At 69.8% G+C, this 24,166-nt stretch carries 19 protein-coding genes; 7 read left to right on the top strand and 12 right to left on the bottom strand.

Annotation, left to right across the window (positions count from 1 at the left end; translation table 11 throughout):
- Positions 1 to 11: 11 nt before the first annotated feature.
- From BWI15_RS07545 to BWI15_RS07535, 3 genes are read right to left on the bottom strand one after another with little or no spacing between them, the layout of a single operon-like run.
- Complete coding sequence (locus tag BWI15_RS07545) at positions 12 to 968, bottom strand: carbohydrate ABC transporter permease (protein ID WP_077013578.1); 957 nt, start codon at positions 966 to 968, stop codon at positions 12 to 14.
- Complete coding sequence (locus BWI15_RS07540) at positions 965 to 1,948, bottom strand: ABC transporter permease (protein ID WP_077013577.1); 984 nt, start codon at positions 1,946 to 1,948, stop codon at positions 965 to 967. Before BWI15_RS07540 ends, BWI15_RS07545 begins: the two co-directional genes overlap by 4 nt.
- Positions 1,932 to 3,602, bottom strand: coding sequence for an extracellular solute-binding protein (locus tag BWI15_RS07535; RefSeq protein WP_077013576.1), 1,671 nt, complete (start codon positions 3,600 to 3,602; stop codon positions 1,932 to 1,934). Before BWI15_RS07535 ends, BWI15_RS07540 begins: the two co-directional genes overlap by 17 nt.
- A gap of 157 nt (positions 3,603 to 3,759) precedes the next feature.
- On the opposite strand from BWI15_RS07535, the gene BWI15_RS07530 reads away from it, so the two are divergent.
- Together BWI15_RS07530 and BWI15_RS07525 are read left to right on the top strand one after the other, a co-directional pair.
- Positions 3,760 to 4,962, top strand: coding sequence for an ROK family protein (locus BWI15_RS07530; protein WP_077013575.1), 1,203 nt, complete (start codon positions 3,760 to 3,762; stop codon positions 4,960 to 4,962).
- 193 nt (positions 4,963 to 5,155) lie between these two features.
- A complete protein-coding gene (locus BWI15_RS07525; RefSeq protein ID WP_077013574.1) occupies positions 5,156 to 8,014 on the top strand; it encodes a glycoside hydrolase family 3 protein in 2,859 nt (952 codons plus the stop codon).
- Here BWI15_RS07525 and yicI read toward each other — a convergent pair.
- From yicI to BWI15_RS07495, 6 genes are all read right to left on the bottom strand, one after another.
- Positions 8,011 to 10,233, bottom strand: coding sequence for an alpha-xylosidase (gene yicI / locus BWI15_RS07520; RefSeq protein ID WP_077013573.1), 2,223 nt, complete (start codon positions 10,231 to 10,233; stop codon positions 8,011 to 8,013). The genes BWI15_RS07525 and yicI overlap by 4 nt on opposite strands.
- Positions 10,234 to 10,244: 11 nt before the next feature.
- Entirely contained in the window at positions 10,245 to 11,123 is an 879-nt protein-coding gene (locus BWI15_RS07515) for a carbohydrate ABC transporter permease (RefSeq protein ID WP_077013572.1), read from the bottom strand.
- The gene (locus tag BWI15_RS07510; protein WP_077013571.1) at positions 11,120 to 12,031 is read right to left on the bottom strand and encodes a carbohydrate ABC transporter permease; all 912 of its coding nucleotides are present in this window, start codon (positions 12,029 to 12,031) and stop codon (positions 11,120 to 11,122) included. The genes BWI15_RS07515 and BWI15_RS07510 overlap by 4 nt, the downstream gene beginning before the upstream one ends.
- A 4-nt stretch (positions 12,032 to 12,035) precedes the next feature.
- Complete coding sequence (locus tag BWI15_RS07505) at positions 12,036 to 13,331, bottom strand: ABC transporter substrate-binding protein (protein ID WP_237771184.1); 1,296 nt, start codon at positions 13,329 to 13,331, stop codon at positions 12,036 to 12,038.
- Between the two features lie 94 nt (positions 13,332 to 13,425).
- Positions 13,426 to 14,481: a LacI family DNA-binding transcriptional regulator gene (locus BWI15_RS07500; protein WP_077013569.1), complete on the bottom strand. Its 1,056-nt coding sequence runs from the start codon at positions 14,479 to 14,481 to the stop codon at positions 13,426 to 13,428.
- Positions 14,482 to 14,687: 206 nt separating this feature from the next.
- Positions 14,688 to 15,920, bottom strand: coding sequence for a D-arabinono-1,4-lactone oxidase (locus BWI15_RS07495; RefSeq protein WP_077013568.1), 1,233 nt, complete (start codon positions 15,918 to 15,920; stop codon positions 14,688 to 14,690).
- Positions 15,921 to 16,165: 245 nt separating this feature from the next.
- On the opposite strand from BWI15_RS07495, the gene BWI15_RS07490 reads away from it, so the two are divergent.
- Both BWI15_RS07490 and BWI15_RS07485 read left to right on the top strand, forming a co-directional pair.
- Positions 16,166 to 17,164: a YdcF family protein gene (locus tag BWI15_RS07490; protein ID WP_077013567.1), complete on the top strand. Its 999-nt coding sequence runs from the start codon at positions 16,166 to 16,168 to the stop codon at positions 17,162 to 17,164.
- 17 nt (positions 17,165 to 17,181) lie between these two features.
- The gene (locus BWI15_RS07485; protein ID WP_143465437.1) at positions 17,182 to 17,940 is read left to right on the top strand and encodes a hypothetical protein; all 759 of its coding nucleotides are present in this window, start codon (positions 17,182 to 17,184) and stop codon (positions 17,938 to 17,940) included.
- On the opposite strand, the gene BWI15_RS07480 is transcribed toward BWI15_RS07485, so the two are convergent.
- Entirely contained in the window at positions 17,933 to 18,694 is a 762-nt protein-coding gene (locus tag BWI15_RS07480) for a sulfite exporter TauE/SafE family protein (RefSeq protein WP_077013565.1), read from the bottom strand. The genes BWI15_RS07485 and BWI15_RS07480 overlap by 8 nt on opposite strands.
- Complete coding sequence (locus BWI15_RS07475) at positions 18,691 to 19,398, bottom strand: FadR/GntR family transcriptional regulator (protein WP_077013564.1); 708 nt, start codon at positions 19,396 to 19,398, stop codon at positions 18,691 to 18,693. Before BWI15_RS07475 ends, BWI15_RS07480 begins: the two co-directional genes overlap by 4 nt.
- A 92-nt stretch (positions 19,399 to 19,490) precedes the next feature.
- Between BWI15_RS07475 and BWI15_RS07470 the strand changes: the two genes are divergently transcribed.
- From BWI15_RS07470 to BWI15_RS07460, 3 genes are read left to right on the top strand one after another with little or no spacing between them, the layout of a single operon-like run.
- Positions 19,491 to 20,807 (top strand): SLC13 family permease, encoded by a 1,317-nt coding sequence (locus BWI15_RS07470; RefSeq protein WP_077013563.1) that lies wholly within the window; start codon positions 19,491 to 19,493, stop codon positions 20,805 to 20,807.
- A 5-nt stretch (positions 20,808 to 20,812) separates the two neighbouring features.
- Entirely contained in the window at positions 20,813 to 21,958 is a 1,146-nt protein-coding gene (locus BWI15_RS07465) for a CaiB/BaiF CoA transferase family protein (RefSeq protein ID WP_077013847.1), read from the top strand.
- A complete protein-coding gene (locus tag BWI15_RS07460; protein WP_077013562.1) occupies positions 21,955 to 23,367 on the top strand; it encodes a carboxyl transferase domain-containing protein in 1,413 nt (470 codons plus the stop codon). The genes BWI15_RS07465 and BWI15_RS07460 overlap by 4 nt, the downstream gene beginning before the upstream one ends.
- Here BWI15_RS07460 and BWI15_RS07455 read toward each other — a convergent pair.
- The gene (locus tag BWI15_RS07455; RefSeq protein WP_237771183.1) at positions 23,360 to 24,112 is read right to left on the bottom strand and encodes a helix-turn-helix transcriptional regulator; all 753 of its coding nucleotides are present in this window, start codon (positions 24,110 to 24,112) and stop codon (positions 23,360 to 23,362) included. The two genes, BWI15_RS07460 and BWI15_RS07455, sit on opposite strands and share 8 nt — an antisense overlap.
- Between the last annotated feature and the right edge of the window lie 54 nt (positions 24,113 to 24,166).

Here is a 24,166-nt window from a genome sequence, read left to right as displayed (position 1 = left end):
TCGAAAGAGGACTAACCCTTGACCGCGCCGATGATGACGCCCTTGGTGAAGTGCTTCTGGATGAACGGGTAGACCAGCAGGACCGGGATCACGGCCAAGACGACGATCGCCATCTTGATCGCCAGGCTCGGCGCCGGCGCCAGCCCGAGCGCGGGCGTGGCGGTGACTCCGCCGGCGCCGCTCGGCAGTACCTGCGCCTGCACGATGTACGTGCGCAGGACCAGCTGCAACGGCCACTTGGTGTTGTCGTTGAGGTAGAGCATCGCGTTGAAGAACGCGTTCCAGTAGCCGACCGCGTAGAACAGCCCGACCACCGCGACGACGGCCTTCGACAGCGGCATCACGATCCGGGTCAGCACGGCGAACTCACCAGCGCCGTCGATCCGGGCACTGTCGATCAGCTCCGCCGGGATGCCCATGAAAAACGCCCTCATCACGATCAGGTTGAACGCCGAGATCGCGGTGGGCAGGATCAGCGACGCGTAGCTGTCGATCAGCCCGAGCGAGTTCACCAGCAGGTAGCTGGGAATGATGCCCGGCCCGAACAGGAACGTGAGCAGCACGACGAACAGCAGCGGCCGGTGCCACAGCGATCCCGGCCGCGACAGCCCGTACGCCGCGAGCACGGTGATCAGCAGGCTGAACGCCGTACCGACGATCGTGATGGCGGTGCTGATCACCAGGGCGCGAGTCACGACGCCACCGGACAGCAACTGCACATACGCCGCCAGCGTCAGCTCCCGCGGTACCACGACCAGGCCGCCCGCGCGGGTGACCGCCTCCGTGCTCGACAGGCTGGTGACAACCACGACGTACAAGGGAAAGGCGATCACCAGGAAGACCAGCGCGAGGACGACCGGTTTGCCCAGCCGGCCCACCAGCGTGGGTTCCTCTTCCCAGATCGGACGTTCCGGGTGGCGCCGCCGGGACAACAGCCCGGCCGGCGGTTTCACGGCTTGTGAACTCATGAGCGCGAGTACACCCCCTGCTCGCCCACCAGATGGGCGAATTTGTTGGCGGCCAGCACCAGCACCAGGCCGACCAGTCCCTTGAACAAGCCGGCGGCCGCGCCGTAGCCGAAGTCCCCGACCAGCAGACCCTCGAAGTACACGTAGGTGTCCAGCACCTCGGCCGCGCCGGCGCCGACGGCGTTGCGCTGCAGGATGAACTGCTCGAAACCGACGGTGAGCGCGTCCCCGAGCCGCAGGATCAGCAGCAGCACGATGACCGGGCGCAGACCCGGCAGGGTGATGTGCCACATCCGCCGCCAGCGGTTCGCGCCGTCGGCCGCCGCGGCCTCGTACAGCGCCGGGTTGATCGTGCTCAGCGCGGCCAGGAACACGATCATGCCCCAGCCGGCGTCCTTCCAGACCGCCTGCAGGGTGACCAGCAGGATGAAGCCGTCGGGGTTCGTCATCAGGTCGACGGCCTGGAACCCGTTGGCGCGCAGGCTCTGCGCGAGCAGCCCGGCGCCGCCGATCATCTGCTGGAACAGCGAGACCACCAGCACCCAGGAGAAGAAGTGCGGCAGGTAGACCACGCCCTGGATGAACGTCCTGACCTTCACCGACAGCACGCTGTTCAGCAGCAGCGCCAGCAGGATCGGGATCGGGAAGAAGAACACCAGCTGGAACGCCGTGATCGTCAGCGTGTTGACCAGCGCCGACCAGAACGCGCCGTCGGCGAACATCCGGCTGAAGTTGGCCAGCCCGACGAACTCGCTGTCCCGGATCCCGACGTACGGGGAGTAGTCCTGGAAGGCGATCACGTTGCCGAGCGTCGGCAGGTAGTGGAACAGCAGCAGCAGGACGATCACCGGCGCCACCATCAGCAGCGGCGGCCAGTCCCGGCGGACCCTCCCCCGCCAGTGCGGACGGGTCCGGCGGGGGCCGGGCGCCGGCGCGGGCTGCTGCGCGGCGGGCGCCCTGACCTCATCGACCGTTGTCACTGAGCACCTTCGCGTAGAAGTCGCGGCCTTCGTCCCCACCGCCGGACCGCCAGGCCTGGACCGCCGCCTTCAGCTCCGACACCGGTCGCCGGCCCCGGAGGATGTCCTGCAGCTTGTCGTCGAAGGGCTGGTTCAGCCCGGCCAGCTTGGACGGCGCCTCGACCCGGATGCCCTCGAACAGGTTCTTCTCCATCCGCTTGCAGGACTCGTTCTCCCAGGCGCTCATCGCCTCGACGTAGCCGGGGTACTGGCTCTGCGTGTGCGCCGAGGGCCGGCCGCCGAGGAAGATGTAGGTGTTCGCCACCTCCTTCGAGCCCAGCGCGGTCAGCTTCGGCGCCCCGGAGCTCTCCTTCGTGTAGTGCTTGCCCTCCACCCCGTACGCCGCCAGCTGGTACTCCTCGGTGCCGAACGGCGCGGCGGTGTAGTTGAGCACGCCGAGCAGCTCCTTGACCCGTTCCTCCCCGAGTCCCTTCTTGACGAAGGTGAAGATGCTGGCCGGGTCACCACCCCACACGATCGCCTCACCGCCGTCGTGGGCGAACGGCATCACCGCCTGCATCTCGAACGACGGGTTGATCGGCAGCTGCCGCTGCAGCGCCTCGGCCCACGATCCGGTGCCGTCCTGGTACACCAGGATCTGACCACCCTCGAACAGCGGCTTCTGGTCGGCCGAGGCGTTGCCCACCACGGTCGGGTGCACGTAGCCCGACTGGAACAGCTTGCGGGTGAAGGCCACCGCCTCCTCGAACTCCGGCGTCTCGATCTTGTTCACGAGCTTGCCGCTGGAGTCCTTGCGCCAGCCCGCCGGCGCCCGGAAGGCCCGGGCCATCTCGTCGACGATCGAGCCGAACGCCCAGCGGTTCGCCTTGGCGTCGGTCAGTTCCTTGCCCAGTGCAAGGATCTCGTCGGCGTTCTTCGGCGGCTCGGCCCCCAGTTTCGCGAACAGGTCCTTGCGGTAGTACAGCGCCCAGGGAAGTCCCACCCCCGGGAACGGAACCGCCTTGAGCTGCGAGTTCCACACCCCGTAGGCCCAGGCGCGGGTCGGCAGGTTCGCGAGCATCGGGTACGCCGAGGCCTTGTCGCCGGCCAGGTAGGGAGTCAGGTCCTCGAAGAGCTTGTCGACCGCCTGGCCGAACCGGGTCTGACCGGCGATCTCCCAGCCCGGGACGCAGAGCAGTTCCGGAACGTTGCCGGCCGCCAGCACCGGGCCGAGCTTGTCGCCGTACTCGTTGCCGTTGACGACGTTGAAGCGGACCGGTGCGCCGATGCGCTCGTTGTTCGCGTCGAAGTAGGTGTTGTTGCCCAGCCCGGGCGGCAGCGGGCCCCACAGCGGGGTCATCGCGCTGACCTCCTTGCCGCTGGCCACCGGCTTGTCCGGCAGCGCCCGCTTCAGCTCGGTCGGGTACTTCGTGAAGCCCGGCGAGGCCCCGTTGCTGCCCGGGATGTCGGGCTTGACCGGTTCGTAGGCGAGGTAGGCCGGCAGCAGCGCGGTCAGCTTGTCCTCGGTCTCGGCCCGGCCGCTGGTCGACGATCCGCCGCCACCGTCGTTCGAGCAGGCGGTGAGGGCGGTGCCGCCGGTCGCGACGGCCGCACCGGCCCCGAGCAGGGAGAGAAATGTCCGGCGGCTGGTCGAGCCGCCTGCGGGTGCGATCACGATGAGCTTCCCTTTCGGCTGGGAACGGGGGCCCGTTCCGGGGTAGAATTAGTTGGGCTGGTAGCCAAACAAATTAGCTCAGGACCGATGCCGCCACAAGGTGTAGAACTGACCCAGGACGCAGTCAGCGCGCCGACCGAGCCGAAGAGGACGGACCTTGACCCCTCACACCGCGGACCACACCGACGTCCGCGCCACCAACCTCGCCGCCGTACTCGGTTTCCTGCGCGCGAACGCGCCCTGCTCGCGCGCGGCGATCGCGTCCGGCACCGGCCTGAACAAGGCCACCGTGACCAGCATCGTCGCCGACCTGATCAACCAGCGGCTGGCCCGCGAGACCGAGCAGACCCAGAACCACGTCGGCCGGCCGGCCACCTTGCTGGTGCTCGACGGGTCGGCGTACGCGGCGATCGGGATGGAGATCGGCGCTCGCGGGCTGACCGCGATCGCGTACGACTCCGCCGGCACGCAGCTGCTGCGCTGGCACCGGGCGGGCCCGGGCGCGGACGCGACCGCGGCCAAGACGATCGCCGCTTTGGCCGCGCTCGCCCGCCGCGCGATCTCGGCGGTGCACTCCTCGGGCCGCGACGTGCTCGGGCTCACCGTCGGCGTACCGGGTCTGGTCGACCGCGACGGGACCGTGGTGCTGGCGGCGGGACTCGGCTGGCGTGACGTGCCGTTGCGTGCCGACCTGGTCTCGGCGCTCGCCCGCCCGGCGTTCCCCGTGATCGTCGACAACGACGCCAACCTCGGCGCCCTGGCCGAACACCGATACGGTCCGTTCGCCGGTACCGCGGACCTGATCCAGCTGTCCGGCGACACCGGCGTCGGCGCCGGCGTCATCTGCGACGGGCGCCCACTGCGCGGCCGGCACGGGTACGTCGGGGAGATCGGCCATCTGCGGATCCAGCCGGACGGTCCCCTGTGCGGCTGCGGCCGGCGCGGATGCCTGGAGGCGGTGGCCGGTATGCCCGCGATCCTCGCCCGGCTCGAACCGGCCGACGCCCCGGAGACCGACCCGCAACTGCGGACCGAGCAACTGGTCCGGCGCGCCGAGGACGGCGACACCGCCACGCTCAAGGCGCTGGCGGAAGTCGGCGCCCTGCTCGGCCGGGGCATCAGCGTGCTGGTCGACCTGCTCGACCCCGAATTCGTCGTCCTCGGTGGCTCGTACGCCGCGCTGGGCCGCTGGCTGGTGCCCGCGATCGAGCAGGAGCTGGACGACGGCGCTCTCGTGACCGTGAACGGCCGTTGCCAGGTCGTGGTCTCGACCTTCGGCCATGACGCGACGTCCATCGGCGCGGTCGCCCGCTCCCTGGACCGCTTGGACACCGGACGCCTTCCGGTCACCAGCCCCTGAACCATCCGTTCATTCGCTGTCAGTCGGTGCTGAGATCTTGACCGCCCGTGCCGAGGGTGCGACGCTCTCAGACACCTTCTGATCGAAGCGCTTCGACGACCGAGCTTGCCACCCTCTCCGCGAGGCGATTGTCGAAGCGCTTCGACCGCCTTTCCGTCGGCAGACGGCCGAGCGCACCGGAGCCCGATTCACGATGACCTCCCCGCCCAATACGCCGCCCAGCACGCCGCCCAGCTCCCCTCCCCCGTTCCGCGATCCGGCCCGCAAGCTGCCGGAACGGATCGACGACCTGCTCGGGCGGCTCACCCGCGCCGAGAAGCTCGGGCTGCTGCACCAGCACCAGGCCGCCGTGCCCCGGCTGGGTCTGGCGCCGTTCCGGACCGGGACCGAGGCTCTGCACGGCGTGGCCTGGCTCGGCCCGGCGACGGTGTTCCCGCAGGCGGTGGGCCTGGCGACCAGCTGGAACACCGAACTGGTCGAGGCCGTGGGCTCCGCGGTCGGCGACGAGGTGCGGGTCTTCCACCGCCGCGATCCGGCCGCGGTCGGCCTGAACGTCTGGGCGCCGGTGGTGAACCCGCTGCGCGATCCGCGCTGGGGCCGCAACGAGGAGGGCTACGCGGAGGATCCCTGGCTCACCGGGCAGCTGGCGATCGCCTACGGCCGCGGCCTGGCCGGCACCGCGCCGGGTCCGCTGAAGACCGCGCCGACGCTGAAGCACTTCCTTGCCTACAACAACGAGACGGACCGGTGCACGACGTCGAGCAACCTGCCGCCGCGAGTGCTGCACGACTACGAACTGCCGGCCTTCCGCGCGCCGATCGAGGCCGGCGCGGCCGTCGCTGTGATGCCGTCGTACAACCTGGTGAACGGACGGCCTGCCCACCTGAGCCCGCTGATCAACGACGTCCTGCGCGGCTGGACCGAGGACGACCTGCTGGTCGTGAGCGACGCCGGCGCACCGGCGAACCTCGTCGGGCTCCAGCAGTACTGCGCGGACGGGCCGGCGGCGTACGCGGCGGCGCTGACCGCGGGAGTCGACAGCTTCACGCAGGACGACAACGACGCGGGACCGTCGACGGCTCATCTGACGGCTGCGCTCGAGCAGGGTCTGCTGACCGAGGACGACATCGACCAGGCCGTCCGGCACACGGTGGCCATTCGGTTCCGGCTGGGCGAGTTCGATCCGCCCGAGCTCGACCCGTACGCCGACCTCGGGGAGGACGTCGTCGGCTGCCTTGCGCATCGCCAGTTGGCCCAGGAGGCTGCCCGGCAATCGATCGTGCTGCTGAAGCACGAGTGCCATTTGCTGCCCCTGGATCCTGCGACCACCGGCCGGATCGCGATTGTCGGACCACTCGCCGACACCCTGTACGAGGACTGGTACTCCGGCACCCTGCCGTACCGCGTCACTGCCCGCGACGGCCTGGTCGAACGGCTCGGCGCGGACGCCGTCGACTTCTGCGAGGGCGTCGACCGGGTCGAGCTGCGCGTGCCGGACGGCTGCCTGAGCGCGGGCGCGGACGGCGTACTGGAGATCGGTGCGGCCGGCGGGTTCGACCTCTTCGACTGGGGCGGCGGCGCGTGGACGCTGCGGTCGGTGCAGACCGGTTCGTACGTCACGGTGACCGACGACGGTTCGCTGCGGGCGGACCATCCCGGCCCGAGCACCTGGGTGGTCAACGAGACCTTCGAGCTGATCGTGACCGGCGAGACGAACGCCGTTCTGCGCCACCGCACGGGCGACCGGTACGTCGTGGTCTCCGCCGACGGATCGGTCACCGCGACCGCCGACGACGCGAGTGCCGCGACGACCTTCACGCTGGAGACACTCGTCGACGGCGCGGCGCAGGCCGCCGAACTCGCGGCCCGGGCCGACGTCGCGATCGTTGTCACGGGCAACCACCCGCTGGTCAACGGCCGGGAGACCGAGGACCGCGAGGAACTGGATCTGCCCGCGGGTCAGGAGCGGCTGGTCCGGGCGGTCCAGGCGGCCAATCCCCGCACGGTGCTGGTGATGTCCAGCAGCTACCCGTTCTCGGTCGAGTGGGCGGACCAGAAACTCCCCGCGCTGCTCTGGTCGGCACACGGTGGTCAGGAGTACGGCCGGGCGCTGGCCGACGTGCTGTTCGGTGACGCGGACCCGGCCGGACGCCTGCCGCAGACCTGGTACCGGTCGGCCGCAGACCTGCCCGACCTGCTCGACTACGACATCGTCGCCACCGACGCGACGTACCTCTACTACCGGGGACGGCCGCTCTACCCGTTCGGCCACGGTCTCAGCTACGCCACCTTCGCGTACTCCGATCTCCAGCTGAGCTCCACGTCCGTACCGGCCGACGGTGAGCTCGTGGTGAGCCTGACCGTCACCAACACCAGCTCTCGCGCGGGCCGGGAAGTGGTCCAGCTCTACACCCACCAGCAGAAGTCCCGCGCCAAGCAGCCGTTGCGCCAGCTTCGCGACTTCCGGCGGATCTCGTTGGCGGCAGGCGAGAGCATTCGCGTGCAGTTCGAGCTTCCGGTGGCGGACCTCGCGTACTTCGACGTCACCAGGGACCGGCGCTGCGTCGAGACGGCCAGGCACAGTGTGCTGGTCGGGCGGTCCTGTACGGACACCCGGCTCACGGCCGCCTTCGACGTGCACGGCGAGCGGATTCCCCCGCGGGACCTGCGCATCCCCTTGGCCGCGACGGCGTTCGACGAGTACTGCGCGATCACGCTCACCGACACGACGCCGGTCCGCGGTGACGCCGTCCGGTCACTGGAGGCCGGCGCCTGGCTGCTCTTCGAGGACGTCGACCTGACACTCGGCGCCGGCCGCTGCGTCGCCACGGTCGCGTCGGAACAGCAGCGACCGGCGACGCTGGAACTCAGGCTCGACGACCCACTGCACGGAACGCCGCTGGGCACGATCGAGGTGCCGCCGACCGGTCATCGGCACACCTGGGCCCAGCAGGTGGCCACACTGGCGCCGGCCGACGGCGTACGGGCCCTGTACGTCGTCTTCTCCAGCGAGGAGATCTCGCTGGAGAAGCTGACGTTCTTGTCCGACTAGACGACGGTGACGGTGAACCGGTCGCAGGTGCCTTCGAGCACCCGGGCGACCGGTTCGCCGTTGGTGAGGGTGAGCTCGATGGTGGCGACCGTTTCCCCGTTCGGCCCGGGGAGACGGACCCGCTGCGACTGTCCCTCGGACGGCGCGAACCAGCGCAGCTCGACGCCGTCGGCCCAGTCGTAGTCCGGACGGTCGTCGACCGCCCCGACCGCGATCACGGCGCCTTCACGCACCAGCACCGGCAAGCTGTCGAACCCATGCGTCTCGGTCACCCAGCGACTGCCCGTGAGCCGCTCGCCGGTCAGCAGGTGCGTCCAGGTCCCTTCAGGAAGGTAGAAGCGGACCTCGCCGTCCTTGTTCATCACCGGCGCCACCAAGAGGTCGGGGCCCAGCATGTACTGGCGTTCCAGGTATGCGACGCCCGGATCGGTCGGGAATTCCAGCACCATCGGCCGCATCATCGGCGTACCGGAGGTGTGGGCCTCTTCGGCGACCGCGGCCAGGTACGGCATCAGCGACAGCTTCAGCTTGGTGAACTTGCGCAGCACCTCGACGGCTTCCTCGTCGAAGGCCCATGGCACCCGGTACGAGCCGGAGCCGTGCAGGCGCGAGTGCGACGACAGCAGCCCGAACGGCACCCACCGCTTGAACACCGCGGCGTCCGGCGTGCCCTCGAAGCCGCCGATGTCGTGGCTCCAGTATCCGAAGCCCGACGAGGCCAGCGACAGCCCGCCGCGCAGCGACTCGGCCATCGCCTCGAAGGTCGACTCGCAGTCACCACCCCAGTGGACCGGGAACTGCTGCCCGCCGACCGTCGCCGAGCGCGCGAACAGGACGGCGTCCCCCTCGCCGCGCTGCTCGGTCAGCAGGTCGAACACGGCCTTGTTGTAGAGGTGCGGGTAGTAGTTGTGCATCCGGTGCGGGTCCGAGCCGTCGTACCAGACCACGTCCTCGGCCGGGATCCGCTCGCCGAAGTCGGTCTTGAAGCAGTCCACGCCGAGGTCGAGCAGCGCCTGCAGCTTGGACCGGAACCACGCCGTCGCGTCCGGGTTGGTGAAGTCGACGATCGCCATTCCCGCCTGCCACAGGTCCCACTGCCAGACCGAGCCGTCGGGCCGCTTCAGCAGGTAGCCGAGCTGACGGCCCTCCTCGAACAGCACCGAGCGCTGCGCGATGTACGGGTTGATCCACAGACTCACCCGCAGGCCGCGCTCCTTCAGCCGGCGCACCATGCCGGCCGGGTCCGGGAACGCGACCGGGTCCCAGAGGAAGTCGCACCAGTGGAACTGCCGCATCCAGAAGCAGTCGAAGTGGAAGACACTCAGCGGCAGATCCCGCGACGCCATGCCCTCGACGAAGCTGCTGGTCGTCTGCTCGGTGTAGTCGGTGGTGAACGAGGTCGACAGCCACAGCCCCATCGACCAGGCCGGCACCCGAGCCGGTCGGCCGGTCAGGGCGGTGTAGCGGCGCAGTACGTCCTTCGGTGTCGGCCCGCCGATCACGTAGTACGTGAGCTGCTGACCCTCGACACTGAACTGGTTGCGGGACACCACCTCCGACCCGACCTCGAACGAGACGTGTGCCGGCGTGTCCACCAGTACGCCGTACCCGGCGCTGCTCAGGTAGAACGGCACGTTCTTGTACGCCTGCTCGCTGGACGTTCCGCCGTCGGCGTTCCAGATGTCGACCACCTGGCCGTTCTTCACCAGTGGGCCGAACCGCTCGCCGAGGCCGTAGACCGTTTCGCCGACCCCGAGGGCGAGCTGCTCGTGCAGGTACTGCCGGCCCTGCTGGTCGGTGATCAGACCGACGCTGCGCGCGCTCGAATCGGTGAGCGGCTTGCCGTCGCGCTCGAAGCGCAGATCCCACGGGCCGTCGAGCTGGACGATCGCGGTGAGGTCACCGCTGGTCAGCCGGGCCGTCTCCTGCCCGACCTCGACCTTCACCGGGTGGTCCTCCTCGACCGCCAGCTCGAACGCCGGTCTGGGTGGCAGCCCGCCGCTGTGGTGCTCGATCCGGACCCCGATGACGTCGGGCGCCGGCGAGCTGAGCGTCACCGTGAACAACGGCTGGTTCAGGGTGTCGCCGCGGCCGACGATCTGCTTGGCCGGGGCGTAGACGACGAGGGACCGTTCGGTGGCCTCGACACTCTCGACCGCGGCCGGGCGCAACCGGGTCAGCCCCGGCCGCAGCTGCCAGTAGCCGTCTGTGAACTTCATCGACTGCCTCTCTACTTGACCGCGCCGGCGGTGACGCCCCGGGTCAGCGTGCGCTGGAAGATCAGGAAGAACACGACCGTCGGGAGCAGGCTGATCAAAGCCCCGGCGTTCGTGGTGGTGGCGTCCATCAGCCGGTCGCCCTGCAGGGAGGCGAGTGCGAGCGGCACGGTCTGGGTGCTGTTGTCGACGAGCATCACCAACGGGATGAAGAACTCGTTCCAGGTCCAGATGAAGAAGAAGATCAGCAGCACCGACAGCGTCGGCCGCACGGTCGGGACGACCACCCGCCACAGCGTCGTCCACCGGCCGGCACCGTCCAGCGCGGCCGCCTCGAGCAGCGCCTTCGGGAACGTGCCGAGCACCGAGGCGAGCAGATAGGTGCCGAACGCGCTCTGGATGACGGTGAAGATGATGATCACACTGAGCCGGCTGTTGTAGAGACCGGTTGCCTTGGCCATCGAGTACAGCGGGTAGATCAGCGCTTCCTGCGGGATCATGTTGGCCAGCAGGAACGCCGCCACGATCCACAACCGGCCGCGGACCCGCCCGATGCCGAGCGCGTAGGCGTTCAGCAGCGACAGCACCACGCCCAGTACGGCGACCGCACCGGCGATGACGATCGAGTTCAGCAACTTGCCCTCGAACCGGACCTGCGTCCAGTACGTCTTCAGCCCGTCCAGCTGGAACGACTCCGGCCAGCTGAGCGGCCCGTTGCCGGAGTAGTCGGCCGGCGACTTGAACGCGTTCATCAGCATCACCGCGAACGGCACCAGCACCAGCGCCGCGGTGAACGCGACCAGCGCGAGCACCACCCAGCGGGCGACGCCGCGCTTGTACCGGTCCGGATCGCGCCGGGTCGCCCTCGCCCGGGTCAGCGTGAGGGTGGTCATGACGCCTCCTCCTCGGCCCTGCGCTGGGCCTTCAGGAATCCGATGCTGACGGCAACGATCACCAGGGTCAGCGCGGTCGCCACGGCCGCGCCGTACCCGACCTGGAGCTTGTTGAAGAACGCGTTGTAGGCGAAGTACGACGGCACGGTGGTCGCGTTGTTCGGGCCGCCGCGGGTGAGCGCCCAGACCGGGCCGAACACCTTGAGCGCGGCGATCGTGCAGGTCAGCGTGACCACGAACGTCTCCGGCCGGATCTGTGGCAGCGTGATCGCGGTGAACCGGGACCACCAGCCGGCGCCGTCGATCTCGGCCGCCTCGTACAGGTCGGGATCGACCCGCTGCAGCGCGGCCATGAAGATCACCACCGGGTAGCCGATCTGGACCCAGATCATCACCAGCATCACCATCGGCAACGCGGTGCCCGGATCGCCGAGCCAGTCGTGGGTGCCGAAGCCGATCGCCTCGCCGAGCGCGTTGACCGCGCCGTCCGGCCGCAGCAGCCAGCCCCACAGGATGCCGGCGACCACCACCGGCAGCACCTGCGGCAGGTAGAAGGTGGCCCGCAGGAACGAGGCCGCCTTCGGCCCGAACCGGCGGCCGATCACGTCGAACAAAGTTGCTGAGAGCACCAGTCCGACCAGCGTCGGCACCACCACCATGGCGATCACCATCGCCGCGGTGTTGCGGAACGACGTCCAGAACACCTCGTCGTGCAGCAGGCGGGTGTAGTTGTCGAGCCCGACGAACCGGGGATCGCCGATACCGGACCACTTGGTCAGCGACAGGTAGATGTTCGCGGCGAACGGCACCGCGACCACGACGGTGAAGGCGACCGCGCCGGGCAGGAGGTACCACCAGTACCCCCTGCCCGGCCGTGCCTTCACCCGGGACAGGGTGGAGGAAGGCATCGGGTCAGCCGTTCTGGATCTCTGACACGCCCTGCTCGTACGCCTTGCCGAGCTCGGTGAGCACCTGCTGCGGGTTCTTCGACCCGTTGATCAGCGACTGCCCGCCGGCGACCAGCACGTCGTAGTAGCCCGGCACCGGCCAGTCCGGGTAGAAGGCCAGGCCGTCGGCGGAGGTGATCGCTTCGAAGTTCGCGATCAGCTCCTTGTTCTTCGGGTCGGTCACCTTGCTCAGGTCCGCCTTGACCGGGACGCCGCCGTTGTTGCCGAGAATGGTCTGGATCTCCGGCCGCATGGTGATGTCGATGAAGTCGTACGCCAGCTTCTTGTTCTTCGACTGCTCCGGAACCACCCACAGGTTGCCCGACGAGCCCGCGTTCAGCTTGTTGCCGGGGAACAGGAACGTGCCCCACTGGAACTTCTTGATCTCACTGGCGAACCGCCCGTGCCACCACGAACCGCTGACGATCATCGGCGTCTTGCCGGCGATGAACGCGGTGCCCATGTCCTCGGCCTTCAGGCTGGCCGACTGCTTGGAGACGTAGCCCTTGTCGACCCACTCGCGGAAGGTGTCGGCGCCGTACTTCAGCGGGTCGGAGTCGAAGCTCACCGGGCCTTTGTAGAGCTGGTAGTTGTCGACGAACGAGCGATCCGCCTTGGACAGCGCGAGCTGGTAGTACAGCTGTCCGGCCGGGTACTCCGCGCCGGCCATGCCGAGCGGGGTGACCTTCTTCGCGACGAAGGTGTCCATCGCCTTGGTCAGCTCGTCGAGCGTCTTCGGCACGGCGACGCCGTACTGCCGGAAGAGGTCCTTGTTGTAGTAGACCATCACGTACTCGCCGTAGTTCGGCACACCGAACCAGCTGCCCGAGCCCATCACGCCCTTCTCGTCGTACCGGGCGGTGGTCTGCAGGCTTGGGCTCAGCATCTTGTCCCAGCCGCGGCTGCTCACCTCGTCGCTCAGGTCGGTGAGCAGACCCTTGGACGACAGCAGACCCGCGGTCGCGTTGCCTTTGTTGTACTCCATCAGGTCCGGTGCCTGGTCCGAGGCCAGGATCATCGACGCGTTCTGCTGGATCTGCTCGAACGCCTTGCGCTCGAACTCGACCTCGACGTCGGGGTGCTCGGCCTGGAACACCTCGATGGCCTTGTCCCAGGCCTTGCCCATCGCACCGTTCGCGCTCTCGTAGTGCCAGAGCTTGAAGGTGCCGGTGCCGTTCTCGGCGGCGGCGTCGTCGCCCTGCCCGCCGCAGCCGGCGAGCACCAGGGCGAGCGACACGAATGCCGCCCCGATTGAGATCATGGTGCGGGGAGACCGCATGGGTGTACTCCTTCGACGGATGTGTCCGGTGGTTCCTCGGTCCGTCGCCGCGTTGCAGCGCGGCGGCGGACACTTCTCAGCGACGGCCCGGGGCCGCCTTGGTCGGGCGGGTCCTGGGACGGGCCGGCCCGCTGGTCCCCCGCACGTCCAGCACGCAGGGCACGAGTTCGGTGTACGTCGGGTCGCCGGCGTCGCCGGTGAGCCGGTCGAGCAGCACGCGGGTCGCGGCCGCGCCGAGCGCCGTGCCCGGTGACGTCATCGCGGTCAGCGGCGGACTGGCCAGGTCCGCGACCACCTCCGAGGTGACCATCGAGACCACGGAGACGTCGTACGGCACCTCCAGCCCGGACTCGCGCAGGTCCGCGAGGATGCCGAGGGCGGCGTTCTCGTTCATCACCAGGACGCCGGTCAACTCCGGGCACTGCTCGCGGGCCTGCCGGATCGCGGCCCGGCCGCCGCTGGCGGTGTCCTCAGTGGGCACCATCACTCCGGTGATGCCGTGCCGTTCCAGCGCGGCCTCGAAGGCCAGTTCGGTCCGCTTCGCCGGGCCGTAGCCGCCGGCCAGGCTCGCGCTGGAGTGGTTCACGTAGGCGATCGCCTGGTGGCCGAGCCCGACGAGGTGGGCGACGGCGTCCTCCACCGTCTGCTCGAAGTCGATGTCGACACAGGCCAGCCCGTCGGTGTCGGCGGTCCGGCCGATCAACACGAACGGCGAGTCCAGCGTGCGCAGCAGGTCGACGCGCTGGTCGGTCAGGCCGACCTCCATCACCAGGAACCCGTCGAGCAGGCCCTGGGTCGCCAGCACCTGCAACTCGTCGGTGTCGCCGGGGCCGACCGGGCAGAGCATCAGGTGGTAGCCGGCCTGGCGAGCGGCCTCGGTCGCCCCCGTGACGAACGCGGTCTCGGTCGCACCGAGCGCCCGCCCGGTGAGCGGCAGCAGCAGTCCGACGATGTTGCTGCGCCGGCTGGCCAGCCCGCGGGCCATCGCGTTCGGCTGGTAGCCGAGCTCGGCCATCGCCTCGAGCACGCGGTCACGGGTCGCGGCGGAGATCGGCCTGGTCCCGGTCAGCACGTACGACACCGTGCTGACCGACACCCCGGCCCGGCGCGCCACGTCGTGCATCGTCGCCATTGGCTGCCTCCGGACCGGATCGTCGAAACGCTTCGTCGAAGCGTTTCGACAAAACGTAAGGGACGGTCCCGGCGGCGTCAATGGGTCGCCGGGAAGTGGTTGCCGGGCAGGGGGTGAGGGTTGTCCGGCGGGCGGTGTCGCGGCATCCGGCCGGGCGCCGGACCAGGCCTCCTCGGCGCGGCCCGGCGTCCCGACCGCTCTGTGGGTCAGCCGAGCGGCAGGTAGGTGTCCAGGTAGTCGTTGCGGAACGTGCCGTTCGGGTCGCGGCGGGCGGCGAGCGCGGTGAAGTCCGGGACCAGCGGGTAGCACTCGCGCAGCGTCGCGGCGTCGGCGGCGAAGACCTTGCCCCAGTGCGGGCGGCCGCCGAGCGGCAGCAGGGCGTTCTCGATCGCCTCGACGACCGGGCGGACCGCGGTCTCGTCCTGGATCCAGGTGAAGTGGAACGCGACCGTGTCGCGCCCTTGGCTCGGGCTCAGCCACAGCGTGTCGGCGGCGATCGTGCGCAGCTCGGAGACCTGGATGACCGAGGCCATTTTGTTGCCCAGGGCCCGCAGCTGCTCGATGCCCTCGGCCGCCCGCTCGCGCGGCAGGAAGTACTCCGACTGCAGTTCCTCGCCGTTCGACGGGGTGAACTCGAGCCGGAAGTGCGGCAGCCGCGCGTTCCACGGGCCGGGCACACCGCCTTGCTGGGTGGCGAAATCGGCCGGCATCGACTTGATCGGGTGCCGCGGCCCGTCCGCGAGCCGGGCGCCCAGCCACTCGGGAACGACGTCGATCTGCTTCGCCTTGCGCCAGACCATCACCTCCGGGTCGGCCCAGTCGGTGAACGCGCTCACGCTGTACGCGCTGCCGAACACCTCGGCGAAGTCCGCGCCCAGCCGCTCGACCGGCAACCCGTCGTACACGACCTGCCTGATCTCGTACGCCGGTTCGACCGCGAGCGTGAGATGAGTGGTCACCCCGAGCGCGCCGAGCGCGATGACCGCGCCGTCGAAGTCGGGATCCGACCGGTCCAGGCTCACCAGCGACCCGTCCGCGGCGACGAACTCGATCCGTACGACGGCCGAGGCGAGCGTGCCGTTGGTGTCGCCGGAGCCGTGCGTCCCGGTCGAGCAGGCGCCCGCGACCGAGATGTGCGGCAGCGACCCGAGGTTGTGCAGCGCGAGCCCGTCGGCCTGCAGCGCCGCCGTCACCTCGCCGTACCGCAGGCCGCCCGCGACCCGGACACTGCGCCGGTCGGCCGCGACCTCGATCGTCTTCGGCAGGGTCGCGACGGAGACGAGCGTGTCGGCCGTGTCCGCGATCCGGTTGAACGAGTGCCCGGTGCCGAGCACCCGGACGCGCTCGCTGCCGCCGACCAGCTCCTGCAGCTCGCCGACCGACGCCGGGCGGTGCAACTGCTCCGCCGAGAAGGTGATGTTGCCCGCCCAGTTCTTCATCCGCAGTCCTCTCGCCGGAAATTCACCCCGAGCCTTCCACACCCGCGGCGGCGCCCGGTACGGCGTCCACACACCGGCCGTCGCGACGCTCCCGGCCCGGCATGCAACTCGGCGAATTTCCGCCGCCGGGCGCGGCGAGCCCGGCTCTCGCGGACAGCACTGGGCATGGTTTGATACGACTCGATTCCCTCGGTGAGCAAGGAGACACCTACCGTGGCATCCCCTCAACGCCGGCGGGTGCACGGATGATCTTCGGCTTCGGCATCGCCGGCTTCTGGTTCACGCTGTTCGTGATCAGCTTCCTGCGCGACCGGCGGGTGCTGCGCAACGGCATCTACCTGGTGCTCACGCTGTTCTTCGCCGGCATCGGCACGATCTTCGCGCTGGAGTCGGTCAACGAGACGGCCGCGCGCTGGCTGGTCGTGGTCGTGCTGGTGCTGATCCCCGTGACGGTCTTCGTGCTGGCGGTGGCGCTGATCGCGAACGGCGTGGTGATGCTGCGCCGCGAGGGCCGCCGACCGGCGAACCTCCTGTCGCTGGCCGCCGGCGTGGGCATCTTCGGATTCGTCCTCGTCAGCGCGCTGCTGCTGCAGACCGGTTCGCCGTTCCTCGGCGCGGTCCGGGACGCGATCGGCGGGGTGCTCGGCTACGTGTCGTTCCTGTTCGTCTGCTTCCTGGCCTACGCGTTCGTCTACGCGCGGATCCGTTTCTTCCGCCGGCCGGATTTCATCGTCGTGCTCGGCTCGGGCCTGCGCGGCCGGCGCGTACCCCCGCTGCTGGCCAGCCGGCTCGACAAGGCTCAGCAGGTCTGGCAGCAGGAACGCGACAAGGGCCGCACGCCGCTGCTCATCACCTCCGGCGGGCAAGGCCCCGGCGAGGACGTGCCGGAAGCCGTCGCGATGGCCGACTACCTGATCGACCACGGCGTACCGGCCGAGGCGGTACTGCGCGAGGACCGGTCCACCTCGACCTTCGAGAACCTGACCTTCAGCGACACGATCATGTCCGCGCGCAACCCGGCGTACCGGTGCCTGATCGTCACCAACAACTTCCACGCACTACGCGCCGCTTTCACCGCCCGCAAGGCGAAAGTCAACGGCCAGGTCCTCGGCTCCCCCACCGCCCGCTACTTCTGGCCGAACGCCACCATCCGCGAGTTCGTCGCCGTCCTCGTCGACCACAAGCTCGCCAACGGCATCATCATCGGCCTCATCCTGATCAGCTCGTTCGCCAGGCTGTTCTGAGGTCGTAGGGTGGTCGGGTGAGTCTTACCGCTGGTGGTCCTCGTCGTGACGACTTCTTCAAGGTGCCCGGCAAGGGGGCCGGGGCGCCGGTGAAGCCCGGGGAGAAGGCGCCGGTGGATCGTACGTCGGCGTTGTCGGTCGGGGCGTTCCAGCCGGTGATCGCGGCGGTGCCGATGCCGCAGCGGTTGTTCGCGCACGAGCGGGAGCGGGCGGCTGCTCGGGCGGCGGGTGAGGACGCCTCGCGGCAGTTGAAGAACGTGGTGGCAGATGTGGACGTCGCGCTGACCACCGCGGTGTTGTTGCTGCGTGGGGTGGAGCATCCGAAGGCGCGGGAGCGGGTCGTCGGGGCGGTCTCGCAGTTGGTCGAGGCGCCGGACTACACGCCGTTGGACGCCGCGGCGGTGTTCCTCGGTCTCGACCACGAGGACGCCGCCGAGATCCTCGAGGAACTCACCGAACACGGCGTCGCCGGACCGATCGCGGAGGCCGCCGTGCGGGTGGAGGAGCTGCGCACTCAACTCCAGCAGGCCGGCCACGAACAGCTCGACGAACTGCTCCAGTTCCTCCTGCCGCTGAGCGCACTGGTTTCGATCGCCGGTGCCGCCGCACCTCTCGGCGCCCTGACCGAAGGCGACCCGCACCTCGCCGAGGCGGCGAAGGCCGGCGTCGTCGGGCTGGCCGCGGTTGCCTTGCAGGAACTGCACAGCGAACGCCACAACGACATCGAGGTCGCGTCCACCGAGCTCCGGAAAGCGTTGACTCCGCCGGTCAGGTGAGCATCGTGACGGCGGCGGTGATGCCGGCCAGGACGATCAGGATGCGGAGCAACGTCGGCGGCAGCACGCGGCCGAGGTGCGCGCCGGCGTAGCCCCCGACGATCGAGCCGATCGCGAGCAGGCCGACGGCGGTGTAGTCGAGGTCGGCGACGAACACGAAGATCAGGCCGGCGACGATGTTCGCGGCCATCACCGCCAGCGTTTTCAGCGCGTTGACGATTCGCAGGTCGAGATCCAGGCCGAGGCCCAGGACAGCCATCATCATCACGCCCGAGCCGGCGCCGAAGTAGCCGCCGTACACGCCGGTGAGGGTGGCGAAGAACGTGGTGAGCGGCGACATCTTCGTCCGCGGTGCCACCTCGTGCGGCTGGCGCGAGCGCAGCCAGCGGGAGATCGTCGGGGTCGCGCCGACGAGCAGGCAGGTGAACAGGATCAGCCACGGGACGATCGCCTCGAACACCCCGGGCGGCAGCGCGAGCAGCAGGACCGCTCCCCCGACCGAGCCGATCGCACAGGTCGCGACCACGACCCAGGTCACCGCGGGCTGTTCGCGCAACTCCCGCCGGTACCCGAGCGATCCGCCGAGGCCGGCCGGGATCATGCCGACCGTGTTCGACGCGTTCGCGACCACCGGCGGAATGCCGAGTGCGACCAGCACCGGGAAACTCACCAGCGACGCGACCCCGACCGTGGACGTCAGCAGACCGGCCACCAGTCCCGCCGCGACGACGATCAGATGCTCTGTCCCCGTCACGACTTCTGCTCGCGCAACAAGGCGACGTCGCTGACCAGCATCACGTGATCATGCATCGCGGCCGCGGCGGCAGCCGGGTCGCCGGCGATGATCGCCTCGGCGACCTTGCGGTGCCCGGCCAGCGAGTCTTTCGGCCGGCCGGGTTGCGACAGCGACTCGATCCGGCTCTCGCGGATCAGGTCGTGAATCGCCTCCATCATCTGGCCGAGCAGCTCCGAGCGCGCCGCCGCGGTGACCGCGCCGTGGAACTGCTCGTCGGCGTCGACCCCGCGCCCACCGGCCGCGATGTCGGCCTCCATCGCCGCGAGCGCCGCCTGAATCGCCGCCACGTCGTCCTCGGTACGCCGTACCGCCGCCAGCGCGGCGAGCTTCGACTCCAGCGCGTCGCGGGCGTCGATGATCTCCGGCAGCCGGTCGGCGTGCGCGCGGATCGCCTCGATCACCGGCCCGGTCCGAGCCCGCTCGGTCAGCACCGTCCCGTCGCCGTGCCGGACGACGACGACGCCGATCACCTCGAGCGCGACCAGCGCCTGGCTCAGGGTGGCCCGGCTCACGCCCAGCCGGACCGCAAGCTCACGCTCGGGCGGCAACCGGTCCCCGGCGCCCAATCCGTTCTCCGCGATCCACCCTGTGATCTGCTCGGCGACCTGCTCGTACAGGCGGGTCCGTAGCACCGGACGCGGAAAGCGCGGAGAGTCGTCCATGAGATCAGAGTATTGACAACTGGCAAACTGAGCTATTGGCTAGGCCACTGAGCCAACGTCGGCTCCCCCTCATCAACGCTGGAGGCAGGTCTATGGGACCGGAGTGGGTAGCGATCCTGGCGCTGGTCGCCTTGTTCGTGATCGGCACGCTGCTGCCGATCAACATGGGCGCGCTGGCGTACGTCGCCGCGTGGCTGGTCGGCATGTTCTCCCTCGACCTGAGCGAGCGCGAGATCCTCGGCGGCGTCAGCGGTGACCTGATCCTGACGCTGATCGGTGTCACCTATCTGTTCGCGATCGCCAAGAACAACGGCACCGTGGACCTGATCGTCAGATCGGCGGTCCGCGCCGTCGGCGGCCGGGTCGCGCTGATCCCGTGGGTGATGTTCGCGGTCACGGCGCTGCTGACCGCGATCGGCGCCGCCAGTCCGGCCGCCTGCGCGATCATCGGCCCGATCGCGCTCGGGTTCGCCGGCAAGTACAAGATCAACCCGCTGATGATGGGCATGTTCGTCGTGCACGGCGCGCAGGGCGGCGGGTTCTCCCCGATCAGCATCTATGGCACGATCACGAACTCGGTGATGGAGGACAACAACCTGCCCTCCAGCGAGCTGACCGTGTTCCTGGCCAGCCTGGTCGTCAACCTGGTGATGGCGGCGATCCTGTTCGTGCTGCTCGGCGGCCGCAAGCTGATGGCCCAGCGGGTCGACCCGAACGACGACGAACTGACCGAGGACCTGCACAAGGGCGGCGCGACGGTCCCGGCCCGCGGCTACGGCACGTCGGCCCCGACCGGCACGCAGGCTCTCGGCGTACGGCGGGACCAGGTGCTCACGCTGGTCGCGTTCGTCGGCGTCGCCGTGGTCGCGCTGGTGTTCGACAAGAACATCGGCTTCGTCTCGATCACCGCCGCGGTGATCCTGGCGATGCTCGCGCCGAAGGAGCACAAGGACGCGGTCCGCCAGATCGCCTGGCCGACCGTGCTGCTGGTCGCCGGCGTCAGCACGTACGCCGCGATCCTGACCGAGGCCGGTTCGCCGGAGTTCGTCGGCAACTGGGCCGCCGGGCTGGGCGCGATCGCGATCGGCGCGCTGGTGCTGTGTTACGTCGGCGGCGTGGTCTCCGCGTTCGCCTCGTCGACCGCGCTGCTGCCGGTGATCATCCCGATCGCCGTACCGCTGATCGCGAACGGCGGGATCAGCGCGGGGCTGTTCGTGGCCGCGCTGGCGATCTCGTCGACGATCGTGGACGTCAGCCCGTTCTCCACCAACGGCGCGCTGATGCTGGCCAACAAGCCGGACACGATCACCGAACCCGTGTTCTACAAGCAGATCCTGACCTACAGCATGATCGTCGTCGTGGTCGGTCCGCTGCTGGTCTGGGCCGCGCTCGTCCTGCCGGGATGGTGACCACGATGACCGGACCACTGGACGGCGTGCTGGTCGTAGACCTGTCCCGCGCGCTGGCCGGGCCGCACGCGACGATGATGCTCGGCGACCTGGGCGCCCGGGTGATCAAGGTCGAGGCGCCGGGACGCGGCGACGACACCCGCGGCTGGGGTCCACCGTTCGCCGGTGACGAGTCGACCTACTTCCTGTCGGCCAACCGCAACAAGGAGTCGATCACCCTCGACCTCAAGGACGCCGAAGACCGGGAGGTCCTGCTGCGGCTGATCGACCGGGCCGACGTCCTGGTCGAGAACTTCCGCAGCGGTGTGCTCGAGCGGCTCGGTCTCGGGCTGGAATCCCTCCAGCAGCGGAACCCGCGGCTGGTCGCACTCTCGATCACTGGGTTCGGCCACGACGGGCCGGAGGGCGGCCGGGCGGGCTACGACCAGATCGCCCAAGGAGAAGCCGGACTGATGTCGCTGACCGGCTCGGGGCCCGAGGACCCGCAACGCGTCGGCGTACCGATCGGCGATCTGCTCGCCGGGATGTACGGCGCGTACGGCGTCCTGGCGGCCCTGCGGGAACGCGACCTGACCGGTGCCGGGCAGGTCGTCCGGACGTCGCTGCTCGCGGCGGTCGTCGGGGTGCACGCATTCCAGGGCACCCGCTACACCGTGGCCGGCGAGGTCGGGGTTGCCCAGGGCAATCATCATCCGTCGATCGCGCCATACGGGTTGTTCCGGTGCGCGGACGGGTCGGTGCAGATCGCGGTCGGTAGTGAGGGCCTGTGGCAACGACTCGTCGAGGCCTTCGAGCTGGACCAGACCGGGTTGGAGACCAACGCGGCGCGAGTGGCCGACCGGGCCCGGGTGATCGAGGTGGTCGAGCAGGCGTTCGCGCAGTGGCCGGCTGAGCGGCTGCTGGCCCGGCTGGACGAGGTCGGCGTTCCGGCCGGAAAGGTCCGGAGACTGGACGAGGTCTACGAGTGGGAGCAGACCGCCAGTCAGGGACTGCTGATCGACGTGGACCACTCGACGCTGGGCGCGTTGCGGCTGCCCGGGCCGCCGTTGCGGTTCTTCGCCGCCGACGGTTCGGAGACGACCCGGCGCGACCACGCGGCGCCGCCGACGCTCGACCAGCACGGGGACGCGATCCGGGAGTGGGTCTCATGAGCACCAAGGCGAGCCAGGACGGGGCTGCCCGTCGGCCCAGCGCGCGGGAGTCGATCGAGGTCGTGCTCGACCCGGGATCGTTCGAGTCCTGGGACGAGCCGGCTGACCTGACCGGGCATTCCCAGGCGTATCTGGACCAGTTGGCAAAGGCAGCCGAGAGGTCCGGCGCCGACGAGTCGGTGCTGACCGGACGCGGGCTGATGCGCGGCCGGCCGGTCGCCGTCCTGGTGAGCGAGTTCGCCTTCCTGGCCGGGTCGATCGGGCGCGCGGCGGCGGATCGGATCACGTCCGCCGTACGGCGTGCGACGGCCGAAGGCCTGCCGGTGCTCGCGTCGACGGCGTCGGGCGGGACCCGGATGCAGGAAGGCGCCCCGGCGTTCTTCGAGATGGTCCGGATCTCCCGCGCGCTGATGGAGCACAAGGCGGCCGGACTGCCGTACCTCGTGCACCTGCGCCACCCGACCACCGGCGGAGTCTTCGCGTCCTGGGGATCCCTCGGCCACGTCACCGTCGCGGAACCGGGCGCACTGGTCGGCTTTCTCGGCCCGAAGGTCTTCCAGGCCCTGTACGACGAACCGTTTCCGCCCGACGTGCAAACCGCGGAGAACCTGGCCGCGCACGGCGTGATCGACGGCGTCGTGGCGTCGGTGGATCTGCCGGTCCTGCTCGACCGCGCTCTCGGCGTACTGGTCGATCCGCCGGCGCCGCCGAGCCTGGAACGGCGTGCTGGTGAGGTCGTGCACGCCGACGGCTGGGAAGCGGTGACGTGGACGCGGCGGGACGACCGGGCCGGCGCCCGGGAGTTCCTGCGCCACGCCTGCACGGGCACGGTCCGGCTGACCTCGGCGGACGCGAGCGCGCTGGTCGCGCTCACCCGCGTGGACGGCCGGCCATGCGTCCTGGTCGCGCAGGATCGCGCGTCGGAGCACCCGCTCGGCCCGGCCGCTCTCAGGACGGCCCGGCGTGGGATGCGACTGGCGGAGGATCTCGGTCTCCCGCTGGTCACGCTGATCGACACGGCCGGTGCCGAGCTCTCGCGCACGGCGGAGGAAGGCGGGCTGGCCGGCGAGATCGCCCAGTGCATCGCGACGATGAGCACGCTGACCGTGCCGACCGTGTCCGTGCTGCTCGGTCAAGGCACCGGAGGCGGCGCCCTGGCGTTGCTCCCGGCAACTACTGTGGTTGCGGCCGGCCACGCCTGGCTGGCACCGCTGCCGCCCGAAGGCGCCAGCGCGATCATGTACGGCGACACCGCGCACGCGCCGGCCCTCGCCACCGCCCAGCGGATCGCGGCGACGGATCTGCGCGACGCCGGAATCGTCCACCACGTCGTACCCGAGTTCGCCGACGACACCCCGGAATCGCTCACCACGGCGCTCGCCGCGGAGATCGCCTACCACCTCAGCTGAGCTCGGCCTTCGTCCGCGCGTAACGGACTCCCGCGGCGAAGCGGGTCCGGACCTGGAGAACGTCCAGCAGTCGAGCCACCTCGTAGCGAACCGAACGGACGCTGAGGTCGAGCCGCTCTGCGATCTGGTCGTCGGTGCAGCCTTCGCAGAGCAACTCGGCGATGACCTGCTGTCGACTGGTGAATCCGGCCTCCGGCGTGTCCAGCGCACTCGCCCGGACAGCGGTCTCCCGCACCGCGCGCAGGTACTGGCCTGCCGCGTTCACGGCCTCCTGCCCGCGGATCAGCATCAGACTGCGCTGCTCTTCGACGAGCGGGCCTTCGAGCACCACCCGCTCGCAGTCGAAGACCTTGAGCTGAATCGGCCCGTAGGCCAGGTGGTACGGCATGCCGTCGGCCGCGATCAGGAACTCGGTCATCGCGTCGGTGCCCGATGTGGTGTCGAAGAAACTGGTCATCCGGCAGCCGCGCTCGACCAGGACCTGGTTCAGCTTGTGGCTCGGGGCGAAGCTCTCGACGGACTGGCACTGCGTCGAGGTCACCGCGGTCAACTCCGAACAGTCCCAGCACAGGTCGTGCAGCCAGTCCCGCAACCCGACGTTGTCCGGACCGAAAACCTGCACCTGGACGTCGCGCCGCTGCCCGGCCGCCCACGCGTCACAGGACCGCGCCCGAACGACCTGCAACCGCAGCGACGCGTCCCACACCCGCTGCCGCGCCGGAAAATGCGTCAGTACCCGAACCACAATCCCCACCCCCGTGGCAAGACCGATCGTCAACGACGCGAATCCTGCCACGGC

The sequence above is a fragment of the Kribbella sp. ALI-6-A genome, from assembly GCF_001984195.1.
Taxonomy (GTDB): Bacteria; Actinomycetota; Actinomycetes; order Propionibacteriales; family Kribbellaceae; genus Kribbella.
This window is presented reverse-complemented; position numbering and strand designations above follow the sequence as displayed.